This is a genomic window from Glutamicibacter soli (assembly GCF_003309065.1).
GTDB lineage: Bacteria > Actinomycetota > Actinomycetes > Actinomycetales > Micrococcaceae > Glutamicibacter > Glutamicibacter soli.
Window position 1 is genome coordinate 738,633 of record NZ_POAF01000001.1, and the last position, 19,963, is coordinate 758,595.

Consider the following 19,963-nt stretch of genomic DNA (forward strand, 5'->3'; position numbering starts at 1 on the left):
AATTTCTAAATTTGAGCCAACATTACTTGCAATCCTCTTCGGGCAGGAGGCGATTCACCTAATTGCAATACGGTGTGTCTCCGCGGCATTCCGAGCTCATACCACCTCGTCCAGAGCTAAATGATGTCGCTTAGACTCGGTTCGTCACCGCTGCAAACCGCCCGCATGAAATTTTCGATGGCCACGGCCCGGCACTCCAAGAAACGGTCGAAGTCGTGCCTAACTGCCGCGAAAAGTTCTTCGCTCGACCCGAATTCATACGGTCCAGCGTCTTTTAAAGCCTGATACGGGACAAGGTGTGTTCGCAAGCGCCGTTCGATGTCCTGCTCGTTGGGTGCACGTTGTGCTCGCTCTTCCAGGTACTTGATGGGGGCGCTACGGCCTATGGTGCGATTAGTTTTCCAGGTAATCAACGCGCAATTGAGCGCCAGCATCGATTCGATGCGGGCATCCTTCAGGAGCTTGTCCGGAAAAATATGGTGGTACTCGCGGGACGAGATGTTCTCATCGTTCAGCTTGGTATCATCGGCGAAATCTCTAGCGCCAAAATATGTAGACGCCGCAAGAATCGCCCTAGAGAGAGAACGTTTCGCCTTTGGCCATCCAGCACTCTTGAGATCTTTGCGGCTCGGCAAGGAGTACCATTCATCATCAAGAATTGGCACGGCCGACGATGAGCTTACCTCATCCATAACATCCTTGAGTGCCCTGTAGTCAACGAATGCACGGGTCGCAGCTGCCGAATCGTATCGGCTGGTGAAGAATGAACGCCAGAGATATTGGCGCATCAACTTGTCGACTGCAGCTCGCTCGTCGCCGTTTTCGGGTTCATTCGCTATCAATGCTGCAACAACAGGAATTGGGATAGCGGTAGGAAGCCTCTCGCCGTCAAGAATGCGAAGCGACTTAACGAGTTGGATCGACCGGACAAGTCCGCGGGACATGACATCCCAGTTCTCAACGAACACTTCGTGATTCATCTCGAAGAAGCCTCGCTGGCCTGGAATCTTGTTCTGGAGAAGCGCCGACGTTTGAAGGACTGCACTTTCCATGTTGAAGTATTTCTTCAAGTATGGATGCCGGCGCTCAAGCTCGTCTTCCATCTCTTTCAGACGCCTGCCCGTTATGCTTTCTAGCTCTGCTACGAATATGTCATGAGCCTTAAGCGGTTTGGCGTTGGTGTTCATCTTGACGAATACATCAAGTGCAGTCGATTTGCTGGTTTGTGCAGGAAGTGACAGGTAAGGGAGATTGAAGTGCTTGAGAGTTTCGCGTTTCTCTGAAATTAGGGATTTGGCCCGGCTTCGGTATTCGCTCGCCCTCATGAATGCAGCTTTGAATTCAGCCAGCTCCACTATGTCGGCACCAGGTTCGAGTACTTTGGTGGCTTCGCTCAGCCAATCGTCTAATCTGTCGAAAGTAGGATCGAGAAGTCGAACTGGGACCATTCCCCGGCTCAGGCATTCCGACGGCGAATCAACCCACATCGGGAATTTCGTGCCAGAGGCATTGGTCCATCGGGCTACCTTGCGAACGGCAACATCATGGTCGTCGTTGCCAGGGTTTTGGTCGAGAACTGGGAAATGAACGAAGTATGTAATTTGTGGATCGTTGTCACGAAGCGCGCGATATAGAGCTGTCAGCCGCTGCTGTCCATCCAACAGGTGCTCGGTGACTTGTTCGCTTGTTTCTGGAGCAGATTCCAGGGACCGGGAGATGAACTGTTCCTTGTCTCCCACATTGAGGACCAGCGCAATTCCGAGCGGCAAGTCATCAATGATGGTGTCGAGCAAGGATACAACTCGATTTGAATCCCAAGCGACTCCCCGCTGAAAGCTCGGCAATCGCAGTTGACCGGAATCGACGCGGGCCAACCAGTCTTGAACTTTGCGATTCTGTGCTTCGCTTCCGGTCCCCATGCCATACCACCTGTTCAAACACCATCTGAAAACCATTTGAGTGCCAGCATAAGCAAAACGCCGGTGCAGGCCAATGATTTTTGGCTTGCACCGACGTGTTGTCGAGAGATAGTTATGCGCGGGCGCGCCAGTCCTCAAGGAAAGTACCGATGCGGCCGACCGCATCAGTCAGGTCGCGCACGTTCGGAAGCGTGACCAGGCGGAAGTGGTCAGGGCGCACCCAGTTGAACGCGGTGCCCTGGGAGATCAGGATCTTCTGCGCCTTGAGCAGCTCCAGGGCGAACTTCTCGTCGTCGTGGATCGGGTAGACCTCGGGATCCAGCTTTGGGAACATGTACAGCGCGCCCTTGGCCTTCTGCACGCTCACGCCGGGGATGGCGGTGAGCAGGTTGTAGGCCGCGTCGCGCTGCTCCAGCAGGCGGCCGCCGGGCAGGATCAGGTCGTTGATCGACTGGTAGCCGCCCAGCGCGGTCTGGATTGCATGCTGCGCCGGCACATTGGCGCACAGGCGCATGTTGGTCAGCAGGTTGATGCCCTCGATGTAGTCCGCTGCCAGGTGGCGCGGACCGGAAATGGCCATCCAGCCGGCGCGGAAGCCGCAGACCCGGTAGGCCTTGGACAGCCCGGAGAAGGTGATGACCAGCACGTCGTCGGCCAGGCCGGCGGTGTTGATGTGCTCGGCGTCGTCGTAGAGGATCTTCTCGTAGATCTCGTCGGAGAAGACGATCAGATCGTGCTTGCGGGCCAGTTCCAGGATCCCCTCCAGGGTCTCCTTCGGGTAGACGGCGCCGGTGGGGTTGTTCGGGTTGATGATCACGATGCCCTTGGTGCGGTCGGTGATCTTCGCTTCCATGTCCTCCAGGTCCGGAAGCCAGCCCTCCTCCTCCACGTTGAGGTAGTGCACCGGGGTGCCGCCGGCCAGCGAGACCGAGGCGGTCCACAACGGGTAGTCGGGAGCCGGGATCAGCACCTCGTCGCCGTTGTTAAGCAGCGCGTTCAGGCTCAGGGTGATCAGCTCGGAGACGCCGTTGCCCAGGTAGATGTCGTCCACGCCGATGGTCTGGATGCCGCGGGTCTGGTAGTACTGCGAGACCGCGGTCCGGGCGGAGAGGATGCCGCGCGAGTCGGAGTAGCCCTGGGCGTTGGGCAGGTTGCGAATCATGTCGACGAGCACCGCGTCGGGCGCCTCGAAGCCGAACGGCGCGGGATTGCCGATGTTCAGCTTCAGGATGCGGTGGCCCTCGGCCTCCATGCGGGTGGCGTGCTCCAGCAGCGGCCCGCGGATGTCGTAGAGGACGTTGTGCAGTTTCGTCGATTGTTTGAATTCGGCCATGGGTACACTTTCTCACGTCAGGCGCGCGCGGCGCGCCTTGTTACTCAACCGTTGCACCCGGCCGGGATCATCGGCCGGGTGACGGGCTGCTAGTTGTCGATGATCCAGCGCCAGCGCTGCGCGGCGTCGTCGGGCGCTATCGCATCGGGGCCGGAGACCATCCGGTTCAGGCCGACCAGGGCCTGCTGGTTCACTTGGCGGGTGACCTGGTTCAGACCGTCGACCGCGTCCTGGTCCACCGCCTCGCCGGCCAGCGCCAGGTAGGGTGCGGCGTCGAAGAGCTTGGCGCTGCCGTCGACCATGGTGAACGCCTCGTCCCCGATCACCGCGTCGTGCTGCTGCAGCACCACCACGCGGGACACCGCGGCGCGCAGCTCGTCGTGCAAGGTGGCGGCGTCGACGGTGCGGAACACCGGCTTGGCGCAACCTGCATCTTCCAGCGCGTTCTCCAGCCCGGCGGTGGGCGCCGCGGCGGAGATGAAGGTCAGCTCGCTGCAGGCGGCGGCCAGCGAAGCCACCGAGGTGACGGAGTATTCGGTCGCCTCCGCGCCGGAAAGCACCATCACCGCTCCTGCATCGCCCTGTGTCAGCGGCAACGCGGTGAATCCCAGCTCGGCGTCGTTGAGCAGCCCCACGAGCTTCTTGGCCTCGTCGCCGGCCAGCAGCTGGTCCTCGCCGCGCGGGTCCTGCTCCGCCGGGAGCAGCCCGATAGCCTCAGGGGCGGTGTCGATCGCGATGTCCGCTGCACCCTCGGCCAGTTGGCGGTAGGGATCTTGCGAGGGCTTGGTGAAACTGATGGTGTAGCCCAGCTGCTCCAGCGCGTCGCCGTAGACGTGGGCCAGCGCCTGCCCGGTGGGATCCTCGGTCGGCGCGATGCGCAGCGTGACATCGCGGCTGGGCTCGGTTCCAGCATCCTGCGGAGGGGTGGTGCAGCCGGCCAGCGGCAGGGCCAGGGCGCAGGCGGCCAGGGCCAGCGTGCGGGCGGGGGTGGCGTGTGGGAACTTCATGTCCCTACCGATTTTAGGCCAGCACGGCCCGGATCAGCGGTTGCGCGCGCCGGGATCGGTCATCCGCAGCATCACATCCACCCTTTCGATCCTGTTCAGCTGGCGAATTTCCTCGCGGGTGAACCAGCCGGCCTGGCTGGTGGAGCCGTTCTGCTCGGCGCGCAGCTCCCCGCCGGCCAGCTGCGCGGTGTAGGTGACCGCGACGGTCTGCATGGGGTGGCCCTCCCCCGAGTAGCGCTTGGCACCGGGGATGATGCCGGTGGTGACGTCCAGCAGCGCCAGGGTGTCGACGTGGTAGCCGGTTTCCTCGAAGACCTCGCGGATCACGCCGTCCGACGTCTGCTCGCCCAGGTCGATGCCGCCGCCGGGCAGCGTCCAGCGCGGGATGAAGCGCGGATCGCGGTGGCGCATGTCCCACAAGGTCAGCAGCACCTTTCCGTCGTTCTCCACCAGCGCGTAGGCGGCCAATCGGGTGTCGTACAGTTCTCCGGTCTGCTCGGATGCTCGTGTCATGACACTAATATATCCGCCGGTGCCGGACGTTCCGGACAGCTGAGCCGCGGCCCGGCGGAGGCACGGCACGCACCTGGCTCATCGAAGCAGTGCTCGATTGAGCCCAAGTATGGTGAAATATTCTTATGTCATCGCAATCAGAGCAGACCCACGGTACCGATCTCGACGAGATTGATCGAATCATCATCGACGAGCTGGTCGCCAATGCGCGCATCTCCAATGCGACGCTGGCCCAGCGCGCGGGCATCGCCCCGTCAACGGCGCTGCTGCGCACCCGCTCGCTGGTGGAGCGCGGCATCCTGACCGGCTACCACGCCGAGGTCTCGCTGCGCAGCGTGGGCCGCACCGTGCAGGCGCTGATCTCCGTGAAGCTGCGGGTGCACGATCGCGAGAAGATCGACACCTTCGTCGACCGCATCCCGCAGCTGCCAGAGGTGCTGTCCATGTTCCATGTTTCCGGCGGCACCGACTACCTGCTGCATATTGCCGTCAGCTCCACCGAGGCGCTGCGCGACTGGGTGCTGGACAACCTGGCCACCGACGAGTCCGTGGGGCACACCGAGACCACGCTGGTCTTCGCACACCACATGGGCCACCGCGGCCCGCTGCCCTCCGAGGACGCGAACCTCTAGGACCGGCGGCCCCGGGGCTTGCGGCGCGAAGACCCCGAAACGGCAAAAAACCTGCGATCCACACGGATCGCAGGTTTTTTGCTGGTCTCTGGTGCGCTAGGCGCGGCGGCGCTGCATGACGGCGTCCAGGTTCAGTCGGGCCTTGGAGGCTGCCGACTTGTCCTGGGCCGGCGCCTCGGTGCGCGGGGCGGCGGTTTCGGTGCCGGTGGCCTCGACCGCTGGCTTCACTGCAGCGGCAGGGGCCTGGGTTGCGGCGTCCTTCGCGGCAGGAGCCAGCTTGGCCGGAACGCTGGCCACGGCGGCCTGGTCCTCGGCGGAGACTTCCGAGGCGATCCGCTTGGCGTCCTCGGAGGCCTTGAGGCTGATCTGCTTGCTCGGGCGCAGCGGCTCGGAGACCGGCAACGGTTCCGGGCGCACACGCGCGGCGATCTCGCGCTGGGTGGCTTCGCGCACCTGGACATAGGTCGGGCGCGGCACGTTGGTCGGCTCCCAGGTATCCGGCTGCTTCACGCCGCCGAAACCGTGGGCGACACGCAGCGCCTCGGCGCGCAACTCGTCGGCGGTGATGGCCGGGGCGCGGCGGGAGGAACCGGGGCGGGCGTCGAAGACCTCGTCGTCGGTGTCCTGCTTGCGGACCAGCACCTGGTTGGCGCCGTCCTCCATGGCGGGCGTCTGCATCGCGCGCTGGCGGGTGGCTTCTAAGGTGGCCAGCAGCTTGCGGTTGCGGTCGCGCACGGCGAGCATGCGCAGCGAGGCGAAGGAGCCCAGTCCGACCAGGAAGAAGATGCCGACCCAGCCGAAGGTCAGCGCGGTGAACGGTGCGAGCACCAGTCCGACCAGGGTGGCCACGACGGCCAGCAAACCCAGCAAGGCAAGAGACAACCGGCCGTAGCGCACGCGAATCCTAAATTCAGAGACAGCCTTCGCCTGCGAAGCGCTCTGTGACGTGCCGGCCATGTGGTTCCTCCATCACCGATAGGTTCGGTCAAATCCTGCGGGAAACCGGATACGGCTTCTCGACTCAACACTATGCAACCGATGAACCGGTCACCCGCACTTGCGTAGGCGTGTTGCAAAGTTTTCGTGCACGATGTGCCACCTCAGAAGCACATTTGCGGATTCCGCCTGGAATTGGCGGATTTATTCGTAGATGCGTTCGATCATGGGTGTTGCCAGCTCCTCGCGGTTCAGGGCGAAGGTGCGGTGGTCGCGCCACTGCCCGTCGATGTGCAGGTAGCCGCGGCGCAGGCCCTCGTCGCGGAACTTCAGCTTGTCCACCACCCGCAGGCTCGCGGCGTTTTCCGGGCGGATGTTGATTTCCAGCCGGTGCAGGCCCAGCGCGCCGAAGCAGTGGTCGATGACCAGCGCGCAGGCCTCCGGCATCAGTCCGAACCCCGCATGGGACTGGTCGATCCAGTAGCCGATGGACGCGGTGCGCGCGGCGCCCCACTGCACCCCGCTGACCGATACCTGGCCGATGATCGGCGGGTTCGCGCTGTGCAGCTGCGGCAGCGTGAGCACCCAGGCGTAGCCGGTGCCCTCCCGGGCGGCGTTGTGCTTCAGCCCGATCATCTCGCGGTAGGTCATCGCCTCGGGCGGGCCGGAGGGGTTGGTCGGGTCCCACGGCTTGAGCCATTTCGCGTTCGCATGGCGCAGCGCGGACCACTCGGCGGCGTCGGACAGCTTCAGCTGGCGCAGCGCCAAACGCTGCGACACCAGATCCGGGACCGCGGCCTTGCCGCGCCAAAAGCCTTTCATGCCTTTATGGTATCCGCCGCGCGGCCCCGGCGGCGGCCGCCGTGTGTCACACGGAGTCCGGCGCGGGCCGCGCAGTGAGTACAGTTGGTGCCATGGATGCACAGAGCTCACCCTCCGCCGTTCCGGCCGATTCCGCCGCCGCGCCCGCAGGCGCCTTCGCCGAGTCGAAAAAGGCCCTGCGCGCGCAGATCCGCGCGGCGCGGCGCGCGCTGCCTGCCGAGGTCCGGGCGCAGCGCTCCGCGGCCATGGCCGATACGGTGCGCCGCTATCTGGAGGACCTGGCCCCGGTGGTGCGCACGGTCGCCGCCTACTGCTCCGCCCCGGACGAGCCGGACACCGAACCTCTGCTGGCGGCGCTGGTCGCCGACGGCATCCAGGTCTACGTCCCGGTGTGCGAACCGCAGTACCAGCTGTCCTGGGTGCAGTGGTTCCCGGGTGTCGAAGTGGTCCGCAGCCCGCGCGCGCCGGTCATGGAACCGGTGGGCCCGCGTCTAGGACTTGAATTGTTCGACGAGGTCGCCACGGTGTTCATCCCGGCGCTGGCGATCGACACCGACGGGCTGCGCCTGGGCCAGGGCGGCGGCTACTACGACCGCTTCCTGCCGCAGATCGAGCAGTTCCCGGTGCAGGTGGCCGCAATGGTGTACGACGAGGAGGTCGTGGCCTCCGGGACCTTCTCCGTCGCGCCGCACGACATGCCCGTGGACCTGGTCATCACCCCCGGCGGCGCCCGCCACTTCCTGGGCTAGGGTTCCGCCCCGGCGTTTTCCCCACTCCGTCCTCGTTCCCGGCGCCCGTCGGCTGGCCGGGTGTGCACTGGGTGCATGAAGAGTCCCGCCACACGCCGCGCCCCGGTGATCCCCCGGCCCAAGGTGCGCCCGGTGCGCACCCGCCACGAGGCGCTGCGCCGCTACCGCCGCCCGCTGGCCATCGCCTGCCTGCTGCTGGCCGCCGCCGCGGCCCTGAACGAGCTCTCCTCCGGCCAGCTGGCCCAGCGCGAGGTCGTGGTGGCGGTCTCCGATCTGGCCGCCGGGGCCGTGATCTCCCCCGCCGACGTGCAGCTGCAGCGCATCCCGGCGGACCCCAACGACCACCGGCTGCTGACCGACCCGCAGGAGCTGGTGGGCCAGCGGCTGGCCATCGCGGTGCCGGCGGGCACGGCCCTGCGCAGCTACCTGCTGGTGGGCCCGCAGCTGCTGGCAGGCAGCGCCCCTGGCACCGTCGCAGTCCCCATCCGGCTGAGCGATCCGGCCGCCGTGGGCCTGCTGAATCCCGGGCAGCTGGTGGACATCGTGCTCACCACCGGCGACGGGTTCGAGCGGCAGATCCGCTCGGAGACCATCGCACAAGGTGTGGCGGTGCTCTGGGTGCCGGCGGCCGACCGCGGCGAGTTCGGCATGCTCTCCGGGAGCCCGGCCGAAGGCGAGGGCATCATCGTGGTGGCCGCCGCGGCCAGCCTCTCCGACGACCTGGCCGGGGCGGTGTCCCGCGGAAAGGTCTCCGCGGTGCTGGTGAATTAGCCCCGTGCCCCGGGCAGCGCAAAGCCCGCCGCTCCCCTGCGTGCTGCAGGCGGTCGGCGGGCTGTTTAGCACTTGGCCCGGGCTACCCCCAGTGCGGGGGTTTTTCGCGTTTCATGGCCTCGGCCAGGTCCTCGGGCGCGTCTCCCCACAGGCGGGGGTCGTCGTCCTTGGCGCGCAGTCCGGCCAGCGGATCCCGGGTGGTTTTCGCGGGGCTGGCGGCCTGCGCGATGGAGTTGGCCGGACGCGAGTTCGCGGAGGACTCGTCCACCGAGGAGGTGTGCGGAACCGGGGTGTAGGAACCGGTCAGCTGCACGCGGGCCTGCAGGTGCTGCGGCGGGGCGATGACCCGCGCGCGCTTCTTGCGGGGCGCCGGCTGCGGATCCCGGCGCTGCTCCCCCGCCGCGGGCAGGGGCTCAGCACCGGGTACGGATTCGTCCATCTATTTCGAGCGCTCCGTATCCGTCGGCTGGGTGCTGGCAGGCACCGGCTTCGGGGTGGCGCCGTCTGCGTCGGCCTTGGTGGCTGGAGATTCGTCCTTGGCCTGAGCGGTCTTGGACTCGGCGTCCTTGGAACCCGATTCCTGGGAGCCTGTCTCCTTGGCCCCGGCGTCCGTGGCCGCTGGCGCCTGGTCCTTCGGTGCGCTTTCTGAGGCGTCCTGGTCGGACTTCGGCTGCGCTGCGGCCTCGGTCTTTGCACCGGTCTTCGCATCCGCCTTGGCGTCCGGCGTGGCTTCCGCGGCAGGCCCGGAGGTGACCTGGCTGGCGCGCACCGGCGGGGCCGCGGCCAGCGAGGCGCGCGACTGCTCGGAGGGCGCCGGCGCGGAGGCAAGCTTCAGCTGCAGGTAGCGGGCCAGGCGGTCGGTGACCGCCCCGGGATCGGTGAACACGTCGATGGTCCACAGCGGCACGTAGCGCCAGCCGTGGTTCTCGAAGAAGTCCGGACGCAGGCGGCTGCGCTCGCGCACGGTCAGCCCGGCGTAGTGCTCGGTGCCGTCGTACACCACTGCCAGTGGGCGGATGTCCTGCCCGTCGACGTCGAAGGCATGCGCGGCCAGGTCCAGCACACCGCGGTAGTCCTCCGAGACGATCGCGCCGCGTTCGCGCAGGCGGCGGGCCAAGTCGGAGACCAACGCGTCGAAACGCGGGTGCGCCCAGCTGGCGATCGCCGAGTCGCCGGCCTGCACGCGGGTGAACAGGTCGAAGAACGCGCCGGCGCCGTGGTGCAAACGGGAGGCTTCCAGCTCCTCGGGCTGCAGGCTGGAGACCAGGGTCAGCCGGGTGCGCGAGCGGGTGACCGCCGCGACGAACAGCTGCTCGCCGCCTGGGCGGGAGAGCTCGCCGAATTCGTGCAGGGTCTTGCCGTGCGGGGTGCGGCCGTAGCCCCAGGCGAAGATCACCGCGTCGCGGCGCAGCCCGATCAGCCGGTTGACGGTGGTGACCACAAACGGCTCGTGCTTGGCGCGCAGGTGCTCCATCGCGTACTTGTGGTTCGGCAGCTGCACGCGAATGGCCTCCGCGATGGCCGACGCGTGGGTGCGGTTGGTCGCGATGACCGCCAGCGACTCGCCGGGGCGGGTGGAGAAGTGCTCGAAGACCAGGTCCACGATGCGCGCGACCTCCGCCACGGTGGTCTGCACGCCGTCGTCGCTGCTGGCCAGGGTGCCGGTGGCGTCGGGCACGTACAGCGCGCTGAGCTTGCCCGAGTGCTCCGCGGTGGCCATGGCCTGCGGCAGCCGCGAGATCGCCGAATCGTAGTAGGTGGCGGACAGCTGCTGCACCAGGCCCTCGTCGATGCCGCGGTACACGGTGGACAGGGTGCCGGTGACCAGCACCTTGTTCAGCGCCGACAGCGCGGAGACCCCGGCGTCGCGCGAGCCGATACGGGCGGTGGGGTCCACGGAGACCTCGAAGGGCTTGGGGCCGCCGAGCATCTCGTCGCCGATGGCGATGACCTGCCGGGAGCGGCGCACCGCGTCAAGCACCTCGCGCAGGGTCAGGTAGTTGGCCTCCAGCAGGATGACGGCGTCGAACTCGGCGTCGTCGGGCAGCGCGGTGCCCAGCAGCAGCGGGGCGGAAACGAAGACCGGGGTCAGCGAATTGACCAGCGATTCGCCCAGCGAGAGCACCTTGGCGATGGAGACGGTATTATCCTTGAGCATCTCGCGCAGGGCGCGGGAGGCGGCGCGGTGGTCGGCCAGGGCGGCCTTCCAATTGCGGGCCAGCTGCCAGCGGATGCGCTCGGGCCCGGCGGCGATGTGCGCGCCGTCGGCCAGCCGGTACTCGGCCTCCAGCCGCTCCAGCTTCGCGCCGTCGTTCATGGCCAGGAAGTCGTCGCCGGAGATCATCGCATCCAGCACGGACTGCCACCAGGACAGCTCCAGCTCCGCGTCCACCGCGTCGGCGTCGATCTGGCGCTCGGCGAAGTCGTCGAGCAGGTCGCCCAGGCCGGCTTCGGAGAGCTGCTCGGCGATCAGCGTGCGCTCGGGCAGCTCGGCGAGGTCCTCCTTGTGGTCCACCAGCGCGGCGATCAAATCCAGCAGCTGGGTGATCGGCATTTCACGCAGGTTCCCGCCGGTGCGGGCCGGCAGCATCGCGGAGAGCTTGTCGATGCGCGCCCCGGCGTCGTGGTAGCCGGCCTCCACGTCCAGCAGCCCGCCGGGAACCTGCGGGTTGCGCTGGGATGTGGCGTAGGCGCGCCAGGCCTCGCGCTGCACGGCCACCGCCTGCAAGGCAGCCTGCAGGTCAGGCACGTGCATGCCCGGGCGGACGTATTCCTTGGCGATCTTGCGCAGGCGGGAGCGCACCAGCGAGCCCATCTCCACGCCGTGCTCGCGGCGCCACGCGCTGGTGGCGGTGGCGGCGATCAGATCGTCGATGTCGCCCTCGAAGATGTCGGACTCGAACTTGTCCAGCGAGCCGCGCACGGCGACCAGCAGGGCCAGCTGGTCGCCCCACTTGTCGTAGCTGTCATCCAGCCGGATCTGGCTGCGTTCGGCGATCTTGAGCATGTGCTCGTGCAGGATCGGCAGGTCGCGGCCCAGGCCGCTGGCCAGGCTCAGCGCCTGCGCGGTGGCTTCCTGGTTGCGCAGCGGGGCGCCGTGCCAGGGGCTGGTGGTGTGCTCGCGGGAGAACGCGCCGAGCTGGGCGGCGCGCTTGAGCTGCGCCGCGACGTGGCCGCGCTGGCCCATGGAGTCCAGCACCGAGCGCTTCAGCCGCACCGTGGTGGACGGGGCTGGGTTCAGCGCGGAGAGCCGGGCGAGCTCCTGCATCGACTGGTACGGCGAGCAGCCCCAGCGGCTGCGCACCGAATGCAGCGACTTCACGTGCTCGTGCAGCGCGTGGCGCGAGTCGCGCAAGCGCTTGAACAGGTTGCCCAGCTGCGGCTCGGTGGCGCGCTCGTTGCGCAGGATGGCGCGGGTCAGCTGCTTGCGGACCGCGTCCGGGTCCTCGTTCGGCTCCAGCAGCAGGCTGGCGGCGTCCAGCTTCGCGTTGAAGCGCTCGACGAATTCCTCCGCGGCGGTGCGCTGCTCGGCGATGACCAGCACGCGCTTGCCCTGGGCTGCCAGCACCGCGGCGGCATTCAGCGCAGTCTGCGTGGCGCCGGTGCCGGCGGCGGCGTTGATCGCCACGGATTCCCCGGCGGCGATGTATTCGAGCATGCGCGACTGCGACTCGTCGGCGTCCAGCAGGTAGAGCTCGTCCTCGGGGTCGCGCTCGTCGGAGGACTTGGCCAAGGTGGTGTCCCCGGTGTGGACCTTGCGGTTCGCGCCCGGGACCGGCTTGCCGGCGGGGCGGATGACCGGTTCGTGCGGACGGCGCGGGCGGGCCGAATCCTTGATCAGGTTCTTGACCCGGCGCAGCCGCGAACCGGTGTCCTCCGGCTCCTCGGCCTTCGCGTCGTCCTTGGCCTTGGCCTTGGCATCCTGCTTTGCGCCGGATGTGGCATCGTCGGTTTCGCTCCCGGCGGCGTCGGGGGTGGCGTTCTTCGCGGCGACCATGTTGGCCAGCGCGGTCGAGCCCTTGGTGGCTTCGGCGACCTTGGCGGCGCGTTCGGCCAGCTTCTCGTTCTCGGAGTGCTGGATCAGCGCCTCGATGACCGGGTGCGGGCCGTTGAGCTTGGCCGGGTCGGCCGGGTCGATGAGGTCGGAGAAGGTGGACAGCAGCAGGCGGTGGCCCACGACCACACCCGGCACCTCGGAGACCAGATGGCGCAGGGCGTCCATGCCGCGCACCGGGTCGAAGCGGGCGATCGAGTAGGCGGCGGCGTCCACCGCGGAGACGTCGATCGTCGCGTGGTGGTCGGCCTCGAACTGGCGCACGAACGCCGGGGAGATGGTGGCGCGGCCGACCAGCTGGACGTCGTAGTCGTCGGTGTCCACGTGCTTGGACAGGGTGATGCGCCCGAGCATGATCGGTGCGGAGACCGGTTCGCTCTTGCCCTCGTGCACGGCGCGCCAGTTGGCCACGCCGGCGGCCAGGTAGCCCACGTCGATGCCGCGTTCGTCCCATAGCTCGCTGATCTTGGAGGCCAAGGCGCGGGCGGTGCGCTTGGCTGCGGCGTACTGCTCGGCGTCGTGCAGCAGGGTGGATAGACGGGTGCGTCGGCCGGCCAGGAATTGAGCCAGCCCCGAAGGGTTGGCGTGCGTGATGTCGATGCTGTTGGACGTCGACGGAGCGAACCTCAAGGTGGTGTCGGCCCCGGCGCTTTGCCCCAAGGATTTCACCCAGGCGGCTACTCGATCCGCAGCAGCATTCTGAGCACTGGTCACGACAGTCATTCCCTTCACTGAACCGGCCTAGCGGCGGCGCGCGCCCGCGCGCGACACCTCTATCTAACGTAGTGCACGCGCGCGGCAGAACACCGGCGCGAAACACGTTTTAAGCGTGTGAAGCGGAACCCGGGCGGTGGGCCGGGGCGCATAACGCGCCGCGGCCCACCGCATGGATTCCGCTTCGGGTGTCCGGGCCGCGCCTGGCGGCGGGCCCGGGACCGGCACAGCTAGCTGCCGGTTACTCCCATTCGATGGTTCCCGGTGGCTTGCTGGTGACGTCCAGCACCACGCGGTTGACCCCGTCCACCTCGTTGGTGATGCGGTTCGAGATCTTGGAGAGCAGGGTGTACGGCAGGTGCGACCAGTCTGCGGTCATGGCGTCCTCGGAGGACACCGGGCGCAGCACGATCGGGTGGCCGTAGGTGCGGTGGTCGCCCTGGACTCCCACGGAGCGCACGTCGGCGAGCAGCACCACCGGCATCTGCCAGACTTCGTCGTCCAGGCCGGCTGCGGTCAGCTCGGCACGGGCGATGGCGTCGGCCTTGCGCAGGATCGAGAGGCGTTCCTCGTTCACGGCGCCGATGATGCGGATGCCCAGGCCCGGACCGGGGAACGGCTGGCGTCCCACGATTTCCTCGGGCAGGCCGAGCTCGCGGCCCACGGCGCGAACTTCGTCCTTGAACAGGGTGCGCAGCGGCTCGACGAGTTCGAACTGCAGGTCCTCCGGCAGGCCGCCCACGTTGTGGTGGCTCTTGATGTTGGAGGTGCCTTCGCCGCCGCCGGACTCGACGATGTCGGGGTACAGGGTGCCCTGGACCAGGAACTTCACCGGCTCGCCCTCGGAGGCTTCCTTGGCGATGATCGCCGCCTCGGCGGCCTCGAACGCGCGGATGAACTCGCGGCCGATGATCTTGCGCTTGGTCTCCGGGTCGGTGACGCCGTCCAGCGCGGTCAGGAAGCGCTCGCGCTCGTCGGCGATGTACAGCTTGGCGCCGGTGGAAGCGACGAAATCCTTCTCCACCTGCTCGGCTTCGCCTTCGCGCAGCAGGCCGTGGTTGACGAACACGCAGGTCAGCTGGTCGCCGATGGCGCGCTGCACCAGAGCGGCGGCCACGGCGGAGTCGACGCCGCCGGACAGGCCGCAGATGGCCTTGCCGGAGCCGACCTGGGCGCGGATGCGCTCGATCTGCTCGTCGGCGATGTTGTCAGCGGTCCAGTCGCCCTTCAGGCCGGCGCCGTTGTACAGGAAGTTCTCCAGAACGTCCTGGCCGAACTCGCAGTGCTTGACCTCCGGGTGCCACTGCACGCCGTAGAGGCGCTTGGCCTCGTTGGCGAAGGCTGCCACGGGGGCGCCTGCGGTGGTGGCCAGGACCTCGAAGCCCTCGGGGGCTTCCGACACGGCGTCGCCGTGGCTCATCCATACGGTCGGGGCGTTTTCCGCGCCGGCCAGGATGGAGCGTGCCTCGCCGGCGAATTCGGTCGCGGTGCGGCCGTATTCGCGCAGGCCGGTTTCGGCAACGGTGCCGCCCAGGGCGCTGGCCATGGCCTGGAATCCGTAGCAGATGCCGAGCACCGGCACGCCGGCGTCGAACAGGTCGGCCCCGACGGAGGGGGCGCCATCGGCGTAGACGCTGGAGGGACCACCGGAGAGGATGATCGCTGCAGGGTTCTTGGCCAAGATGGCTTCGGTGGACAGGGTGTGCGGAACGATCTCCGAGTACACACGAGCCTCACGTACGCGGCGAGCAATCAGCTGCGCGTATTGGGCCCCGTAGTCGACGACCAGAACCGGCTTATGTTCTGGATTGAGGGGAGCAGTAGTCACTCCCCCAGTCTACTGGGTTCGCCGGTCGCGAAACAGCGCGGGCACTGTCATCAACGTCACCACCGGGTCACATTCGGGCCGGTTTCCGGGCGCGCTCGCTGCCCCCTGGCCGGTTCCGGGCGCGGAATACGGCGCCGCCGCCCGCCGGCCCGGGGTGGAAACGACGTCGGCGGGCCGCCTCCCTGCAAGGGGAAGCGGCCCGCCGGACGTTTGCGACAGCGTGTGCCGCTAGTAGCGCTTGGCTGCCTTCGGGTGGTTTTCCATCTCCGCCATGACTTCCTTGTGTACCTTGCGCTCGGTGATGAACGACAGGAACGGCACGACGCCGCCTAGGGCGATGGTGATGAAGCGGGAGAACGGCCAGCGCATCAGGGACCAGAGGCGGAAGTCCGCGAACAGGTACACCACGTAGAGCCAGCCGTGGGCGATCAGGATGCCCAGCGAGGCGTTGAAGCCGCCGGCGACTTCCGCTCGGTTGTGCATGCCGATGGTGTTGGCGGTGCCGTCAAGCAGCTGGCCGCCGATGAACAGCTCCAGCTGCCAGAAGTACTTGAAAACCATTTCCAGCACGAGCAGCAGCAGCATCACGCCGGTGACGTAGGCGAACACCCGGAAGAAGGCAGCCGCGGAGCGGATCTGCGCCGGGGTGCCGCCGAACTTGCGGGGGCGGGGTGCGGGGGTGGTGCTGGACATGGTCGGGCGGTCCTTCCGTGGGAGGTCAGTCATTCAGGTATGCGAAGGCGCGTCAGCTGCTCGCTGGGCCGTCGTCGTCGCGGGGGTCGTTCTGGTGGGCTTCGGCGGCGCGCTCGGCGATCTCTTCCATGCCGCGCTGGTAGTCGTCGCGCACCATGCGGTACCAGAGGAACAGCGCGAAGCCGGCGAACACCACCCATTCGATGCCGTAGAAGACGTTGAGCCAGTTGACCTGGGCTTCCTGCGGCTGCGGACCGACGTAGACGCGGGACAGGCCAGGCTGCTCGGCCGCGGCGCCTTCGGCGGTCTTGATCTCGTGGGCGGTCACGAAGCCTTCGTACAAGGTGGTGTCCCAGAGGTTGGACAGCTGCGAGGAGGCCAGGGTCTCCAGCGCGGGGCTGCGCACGTCGTGGGCCAGCTCCGGGCCCTCGGAAGGCAGCAGGCGTCCGGTGATTTCCAGCTCGCCCTCGGGAGCGGGGCTGGGCGCCGAGGAATCGGGCTGCCAGCCGCGGACCACCGCGATGGCCGCATCCTTCGGCGCGCCGTCGACCTTGAACTCGGTGACGACCCAGGCGCCCTTGACTCCGTCGTGCAGGCGCGGGGCGACCAGCTCGTCGCTGCCCTCGACGAATTCGCCGCTGAAGGTGACGATCTGGTCCGCCACGGTGCCCAGCAGTTCAGTGCCGACCTGGTGGTGCTCGGTCAGCGGGACGGCGACCTCGGTCTTGTCGGCCTTGACCAGCGGCTCGGTTTCGGAGGATCCGAACTGCCAGCCGGACAGGGCGACGAAGCCGGTGGCCAGCGCCAGGGCGGCCAGCAGCGCGAGGAGCCATTGGGGTTTGAGGGCGGTTTTCAGCACCCTACCACCGTACTTCGATTGGCTGTAGAAGTAGAAATGCGCGGGGCGTGAGATTGGCCTTGGACACCTCCGCAGCCCGCGCGGGAACCTTCCGCGCCGCTAGTTCGTTGGGGTGCCGGCGTGCGGCCAAACGGCGGCGGCCCGCCGCCTGCCCGGTGAAGGCGCAGGTGGCGGGCCGCGGAAGCCTGCGGGCGCGAGGCGCCCGGAGTGCCTAAAAGCGGTCGGACTCGTACGGGGAGAGCACGACGTCCACGCGCTGGAATTCCTTGAGCGTGGAGTATCCGGTGGTGGCCATCGAGCGGCGCAGCGCGCCCACCAGGTTGGAGGTGCCGTTGGTTTCGCGGGATGGGCCGTAGAGCACGTTCTCCAGCGAGCCGACGGTGCCCACGCGGGCGCGGTCGCCACGGGGGCTGACCTCGTGGACTGCTTCCATGCCCCAGTGGTAGCCGGCGCCCGGCGCCTCATCGGCGCGGGCCAGTGCGGTGCCGAGCATGACAGCGTCGGCGCCCATGGCGATGGCCTTGACGATGTCGCCGGAGTTGCCCAGGCCGCCGTCGGCGATCACGTGCACGTAGCGTCCGCCGGATTCCTCGATGTAGTCGCGGCGGGCCGCGGCGACATCGGCGATGGCGGTGGCCATCGGGGCGTGGATGCCCAGAGTGCGGCGGGTAGTCGAGGACGCGCCTCCGCCGAAGCCGACGAGCACGCCGGCCGCGCCGGTGCGCATCAGGTGCATGGCCGGGGTGTAGCCCGCGGCGCCGCCCACGATGACCGGCACGTCGAGCTCGTAGATGAACTGCTTCAGGTTCAGCGGTTCGGTGGTCTTGGAGACATGCTCCGCGGACACGGTGGTGCCGCGGATGACGAAGATGTCCACGCCGGCAGCCACCACGGTGCGGTAGAACTCCTGGGTGCGCTGCGGGGTCAGCGAGCCGGCGACGACCACACCGGATTCGCGGATTTCAGCCAGGCGGGAGGTGATCAGTTCGGCCTGGATCGGGGCCGAGTACAGTTCCTGCAGCTTGGCGGTGATCTTCGGGTCGTTGCGGGTGGCCGCTTCGTGGTTCAGGCCGGCGATGTCCTCAAGCACCTTGGCCGGATCCTCGTAGCGGGTCCATAGGCCCTCGAGGTTCAGTACGCCCAGGCCGCCCAGCTTGCCCAGCGCGATGGCGGTGGCCGGGGAGGTCACCGAGTCCATGGGTGCGCCGATGAACGGGGTCTCGAACTGGAAGGCATCGATCTGCCAGGAGACCGACACGTCCTTCGGGTCACGGGTGCGGCGATTCGGTACGATCGCTACGTCGTCCAGGGAATATGCCTTAGTGGCCCGCTTGCCGCGGCCGATCTCAATCTCATTACTCACGACCCTAGGTTATCAAGAGTGCGGCCGATTCCCGCCTTTGACCACCGCCAGATTGCGCCGGACTGCGCGTCTAGTGCGCCACACCCGCCACCGTGCGCAGCGTGGCCGCGGTGTCGGCCAGGGCCTGCGCGGCCTCCTGCTCGGCATCGGCAATCTGGTCCATGACCTGTGCCATCTTGTCGAACAGCGGCTGGCGCTGGTCGATGTCCGCCGGCTCTTCGAGCAGCTGGGCGAAGTCGATCCAGAAGGCCGCCAGCTGGGCGTAGGCAGCGGAGTGCTCCCCCAGTTCGGACAGGCCCGGAAGGTCCGCGGCTTCGTCAAGGAAGTCCGCATACAGCCCGCGCAGGCCGCCGATTCCGCCGAAACGGGTGTCGGACAGGAAGCCTGCCAGCTGCGAGAGCCCAATTTCCAGCTGTTCGGCGTCGGCAAACATCTGGTTCCAGCCGGTTTTGCCTTCGGTGTCGCGCAGGCGGGCCGCGAAGTTGCGCATGCCTGCGATGCCGAAGTTCTTGGCGAAGTGCACCGGGATGCCGCGCAGCTCGCTGGTGCCCAGCAGCCGGGCCGTGGTCTCCTGGACCGCGTCCAGCACATTGGAGGCCAGGGCCTCGGGCTTGGGCGAGCGGCGCGAGGTGACCCAGGCCTGCCAGAACTTCTCGCGCTTCCGGCGGGCGCGGGCAGCGGTCAGGTCCTCGGGGCTGATGGGGTTCAGCGAGCCGGAACCGTCGTCCACCAGCAGGTCGTCGTCGAGTTCTCCAACCACTGCCAGATCGATGGTGTCCGACTCGTCGACTTCGCCCTCCTCGATCCACGGCAGGGCGTTGACCGCGACGCGGACCACGACGGCGCGTCCGGCGTCCAGCCCGGTGTCGAGGTATTCGGCGGCGCGCACGGCCGAACCGGTGGTGCGCTCGTTGATCTTGGCGCCGCAGCGGGTCAACAGGTTCTGGGTATATGGCTCAGGATGGGCGCGGGTCACCAGGGTGACGCTGACGGCGTCCTCGTCCTGGAAGCTGTGCTGCATGAAGCCGACGCCGCCGGCCAGGCCCGCGAGCATGGCCTCGGAGTACGGCTGCCCGGTGACGGGGTTGGTCACGCCGGCCTGGGTGAGCACGCGATGCCAGAGCGCCGCGTCGTACTGCACCACGTTCTCCGGGGCCGGGTATTCGGGCAGTTCGTCCAAGTTGGCCGGTGCCTTGGCTGGCTGTTCCGGGCGCTTTGGTTTGGCGGACTTGGCCTTGCCGGAGCCCTGCTTTCCGGATTTGCCCTGTGAGGCGTAGTTGCGCGCTTCGGCGGCGCGGGCGGCCCGGGGGCTTTCGGGCTTGTTGGTGAGGATGTTCTTGCGGGCGGTCGTATAGCTCTCGCCGGTGCGCTCCATGCGCTCGCGGGCAAGTTTCTTCAGGTTCGCTGGCTGAGCCACGTGAATCGGTTTCCTTCCGTCCTGCGGCGCCGTGGCGGGAGGGACCCCGCACGCGCACCTCGCGCCGCCATCGAATAATTCTACGTGTCAGATCGGGTTTGGCGACCGGTCGGGGCACGTGGGATTGGCAACTGCGCGCGGAAAGAAAACCGAATGCTCGTCAATCCGGTAGCGGGATGCTGGTCGGGACGCCCGGAGGACTGTAATTCCTGCGCAACCGCTGCGCCGGATCCCGATCCCTGGGCAGCAGCACCCACGGCAAGCCCTTCACCCACACGATCTTGATCACCTCATGGTCGAACTCGATGTGGTGGTTCTTGCACCCCGGAGCGATCTTGTCCAAGTTCGTTTCC

17 protein-coding genes are annotated in these 19,963 nt (G+C 67.4%); 3 read left to right on the top strand and 14 right to left on the bottom strand.

Features of this window, described 5'->3' with window-relative positions:
* Positions 1-116 precede the first annotated feature (116 nt).
* The 4 genes from C1H84_RS03485 to C1H84_RS03500 all read right to left on the bottom strand — a co-directional run bounded on the left by C1H84_RS03485 (position 117) and on the right by C1H84_RS03500 (position 4,772).
* Positions 117-2,084: a GmrSD restriction endonuclease domain-containing protein gene (locus C1H84_RS03485; RefSeq protein ID WP_113606529.1), complete on the bottom strand. Its 1,968-nt coding sequence runs from the start codon at positions 2,082-2,084 to the stop codon at positions 117-119.
* Positions 2,032-3,252, bottom strand: a complete 1,221-nt coding sequence (locus tag C1H84_RS03490) for a pyridoxal phosphate-dependent aminotransferase (RefSeq protein WP_047119614.1) — start codon at positions 3,250-3,252, stop codon at positions 2,032-2,034. Before C1H84_RS03490 ends, C1H84_RS03485 begins: the two co-directional genes overlap by 53 nt.
* Before the next feature lie 89 nt (positions 3,253-3,341).
* Positions 3,342-4,259, bottom strand: coding sequence for a glycine betaine ABC transporter substrate-binding protein (locus C1H84_RS03495; protein ID WP_113606530.1), 918 nt, complete (start codon positions 4,257-4,259; stop codon positions 3,342-3,344).
* A gap of 33 nt (positions 4,260-4,292) precedes the next feature.
* Positions 4,293-4,772 carry an NUDIX hydrolase gene (locus C1H84_RS03500; RefSeq protein ID WP_053798499.1) on the bottom strand — a complete coding sequence of 160 codons (480 nt, stop codon included), beginning with the start codon at positions 4,770-4,772 and terminating at the stop codon, positions 4,293-4,295.
* Positions 4,773-4,897: 125 nt separating this feature from the next.
* Between C1H84_RS03500 and C1H84_RS03505 the strand changes: the two genes are divergently transcribed.
* The gene (locus C1H84_RS03505) at positions 4,898-5,404 is read left to right on the top strand and encodes an Lrp/AsnC family transcriptional regulator (RefSeq protein ID WP_053798500.1); all 507 of its coding nucleotides are present in this window, start codon (positions 4,898-4,900) and stop codon (positions 5,402-5,404) included.
* Positions 5,405-5,500: 96 nt separating this feature from the next.
* Here the strand turns inward: C1H84_RS03505 and C1H84_RS03510 are convergent, their stop codons facing one another.
* Positions 5,501-6,361 carry a hypothetical protein gene (locus C1H84_RS03510; protein WP_146955844.1) on the bottom strand — a complete coding sequence of 287 codons (861 nt, stop codon included), beginning with the start codon at positions 6,359-6,361 and terminating at the stop codon, positions 5,501-5,503.
* Between the two features lie 183 nt (positions 6,362-6,544).
* Positions 6,545-7,162, bottom strand: coding sequence for a GNAT family N-acetyltransferase (locus tag C1H84_RS03515; RefSeq protein ID WP_047119619.1), 618 nt, complete (start codon positions 7,160-7,162; stop codon positions 6,545-6,547).
* Between the two features lie 92 nt (positions 7,163-7,254).
* Here C1H84_RS03515 and C1H84_RS03520 point away from each other — a divergent pair, with 92 nt between their 5' ends.
* Positions 7,255-7,911, top strand: coding sequence for a 5-formyltetrahydrofolate cyclo-ligase (locus C1H84_RS03520; RefSeq protein ID WP_113606532.1), 657 nt, complete (start codon positions 7,255-7,257; stop codon positions 7,909-7,911).
* Between the two features lie 75 nt (positions 7,912-7,986).
* A complete protein-coding gene (locus C1H84_RS03525) occupies positions 7,987-8,682 on the top strand; it encodes an RcpC/CpaB family pilus assembly protein (protein WP_113606533.1) in 696 nt (231 codons plus the stop codon).
* A gap of 82 nt (positions 8,683-8,764) precedes the next feature.
* Here C1H84_RS03525 and C1H84_RS03530 read toward each other — a convergent pair whose 3' ends face one another.
* The 8 genes from C1H84_RS03530 to C1H84_RS18170 all read right to left on the bottom strand — a co-directional run.
* Complete coding sequence (locus C1H84_RS03530) at positions 8,765-9,121, bottom strand: hypothetical protein (protein ID WP_047119620.1); 357 nt, start codon at positions 9,119-9,121, stop codon at positions 8,765-8,767.
* Positions 9,122-13,459 carry a DNA helicase gene (locus tag C1H84_RS03535; protein ID WP_244910794.1) on the bottom strand — a complete coding sequence of 1,446 codons (4,338 nt, stop codon included), beginning with the start codon at positions 13,457-13,459 and terminating at the stop codon, positions 9,122-9,124.
* 232 nt (positions 13,460-13,691) lie between these two features.
* Positions 13,692-15,278, bottom strand: a complete 1,587-nt coding sequence (gene guaA / locus C1H84_RS03540) for a glutamine-hydrolyzing GMP synthase (protein ID WP_047119622.1) — start codon at positions 15,276-15,278, stop codon at positions 13,692-13,694.
* A gap of 228 nt (positions 15,279-15,506) precedes the next feature.
* Positions 15,507-16,004: a DUF3817 domain-containing protein gene (locus tag C1H84_RS03545; RefSeq protein WP_047119623.1), complete on the bottom strand. Its 498-nt coding sequence runs from the start codon at positions 16,002-16,004 to the stop codon at positions 15,507-15,509.
* A gap of 19 nt (positions 16,005-16,023) precedes the next feature.
* On the bottom strand, positions 16,024-16,830 hold the full coding sequence (locus tag C1H84_RS03550) for an SURF1 family cytochrome oxidase biogenesis protein (RefSeq protein ID WP_047119624.1): 807 nt from the start codon (positions 16,828-16,830) through the stop codon (positions 16,024-16,026).
* A 211-nt stretch (positions 16,831-17,041) separates the two neighbouring features.
* A complete protein-coding gene (locus tag C1H84_RS03555; RefSeq protein WP_047119625.1) occupies positions 17,042-18,193 on the bottom strand; it encodes a GuaB3 family IMP dehydrogenase-related protein in 1,152 nt (383 codons plus the stop codon).
* A gap of 70 nt (positions 18,194-18,263) precedes the next feature.
* Positions 18,264-19,610 (bottom strand): DUF4872 domain-containing protein, encoded by a 1,347-nt coding sequence (locus C1H84_RS03560; RefSeq protein WP_047119626.1) that lies wholly within the window; start codon positions 19,608-19,610, stop codon positions 18,264-18,266.
* A 160-nt stretch (positions 19,611-19,770) separates the two neighbouring features.
* Positions 19,771-19,963, bottom strand: a 193-nt coding sequence (locus tag C1H84_RS18170) for a hypothetical protein (RefSeq protein WP_181728022.1), incomplete at its 5' end; no start/stop codon positions are given.

What these genes read in the sequence shown, in the direction of transcription:
- C1H84_RS03510 (WP_146955844.1), bottom strand. Translation starts at nt 6,361, where the DNA reads ATGGCCGGCACGTCACAGAGCGCTTCGCAGGCGAAGGCTGTCTCTGAA.
- C1H84_RS03495 (WP_113606530.1), bottom strand. Translation starts at nt 4,259, where the DNA reads ATGAAGTTCCCACACGCCACCCCCGCCCGCACGCTGGCCCTGGCCGCC.
- C1H84_RS03515 (WP_047119619.1), bottom strand. Translation starts at nt 7,162, where the DNA reads ATGAAAGGCTTTTGGCGCGGCAAGGCCGCGGTCCCGGATCTGGTGTCG.
- C1H84_RS03490 (WP_047119614.1), bottom strand. Translation starts at nt 3,252, where the DNA reads ATGGCCGAATTCAAACAATCGACGAAACTGCACAACGTCCTCTACGAC.
- C1H84_RS03530 (WP_047119620.1), bottom strand. Translation starts at nt 9,121, where the DNA reads ATGGACGAATCCGTACCCGGTGCTGAGCCCCTGCCCGCGGCGGGGGAG.
- C1H84_RS03535 (WP_244910794.1), bottom strand. Translation starts at nt 13,459, where the DNA reads ATGACTGTCGTGACCAGTGCTCAGAATGCTGCTGCGGATCGAGTAGCC.
- C1H84_RS03525 (WP_113606533.1), top strand. Translation starts at nt 7,987, where the DNA reads ATGAAGAGTCCCGCCACACGCCGCGCCCCGGTGATCCCCCGGCCCAAG.
- C1H84_RS03520 (WP_113606532.1), top strand. Translation starts at nt 7,255, where the DNA reads ATGGATGCACAGAGCTCACCCTCCGCCGTTCCGGCCGATTCCGCCGCC.
- C1H84_RS03485 (WP_113606529.1), bottom strand. Translation starts at nt 2,084, where the DNA reads ATGCGGTCGGCCGCATCGGTACTTTCCTTGAGGACTGGCGCGCCCGCG.
- C1H84_RS03545 (WP_047119623.1), bottom strand. Translation starts at nt 16,004, where the DNA reads ATGACTGACCTCCCACGGAAGGACCGCCCGACCATGTCCAGCACCACC.
- C1H84_RS03500 (WP_053798499.1), bottom strand. Translation starts at nt 4,772, where the DNA reads ATGACACGAGCATCCGAGCAGACCGGAGAACTGTACGACACCCGATTG.
- C1H84_RS03505 (WP_053798500.1), top strand. Translation starts at nt 4,898, where the DNA reads ATGTCATCGCAATCAGAGCAGACCCACGGTACCGATCTCGACGAGATT.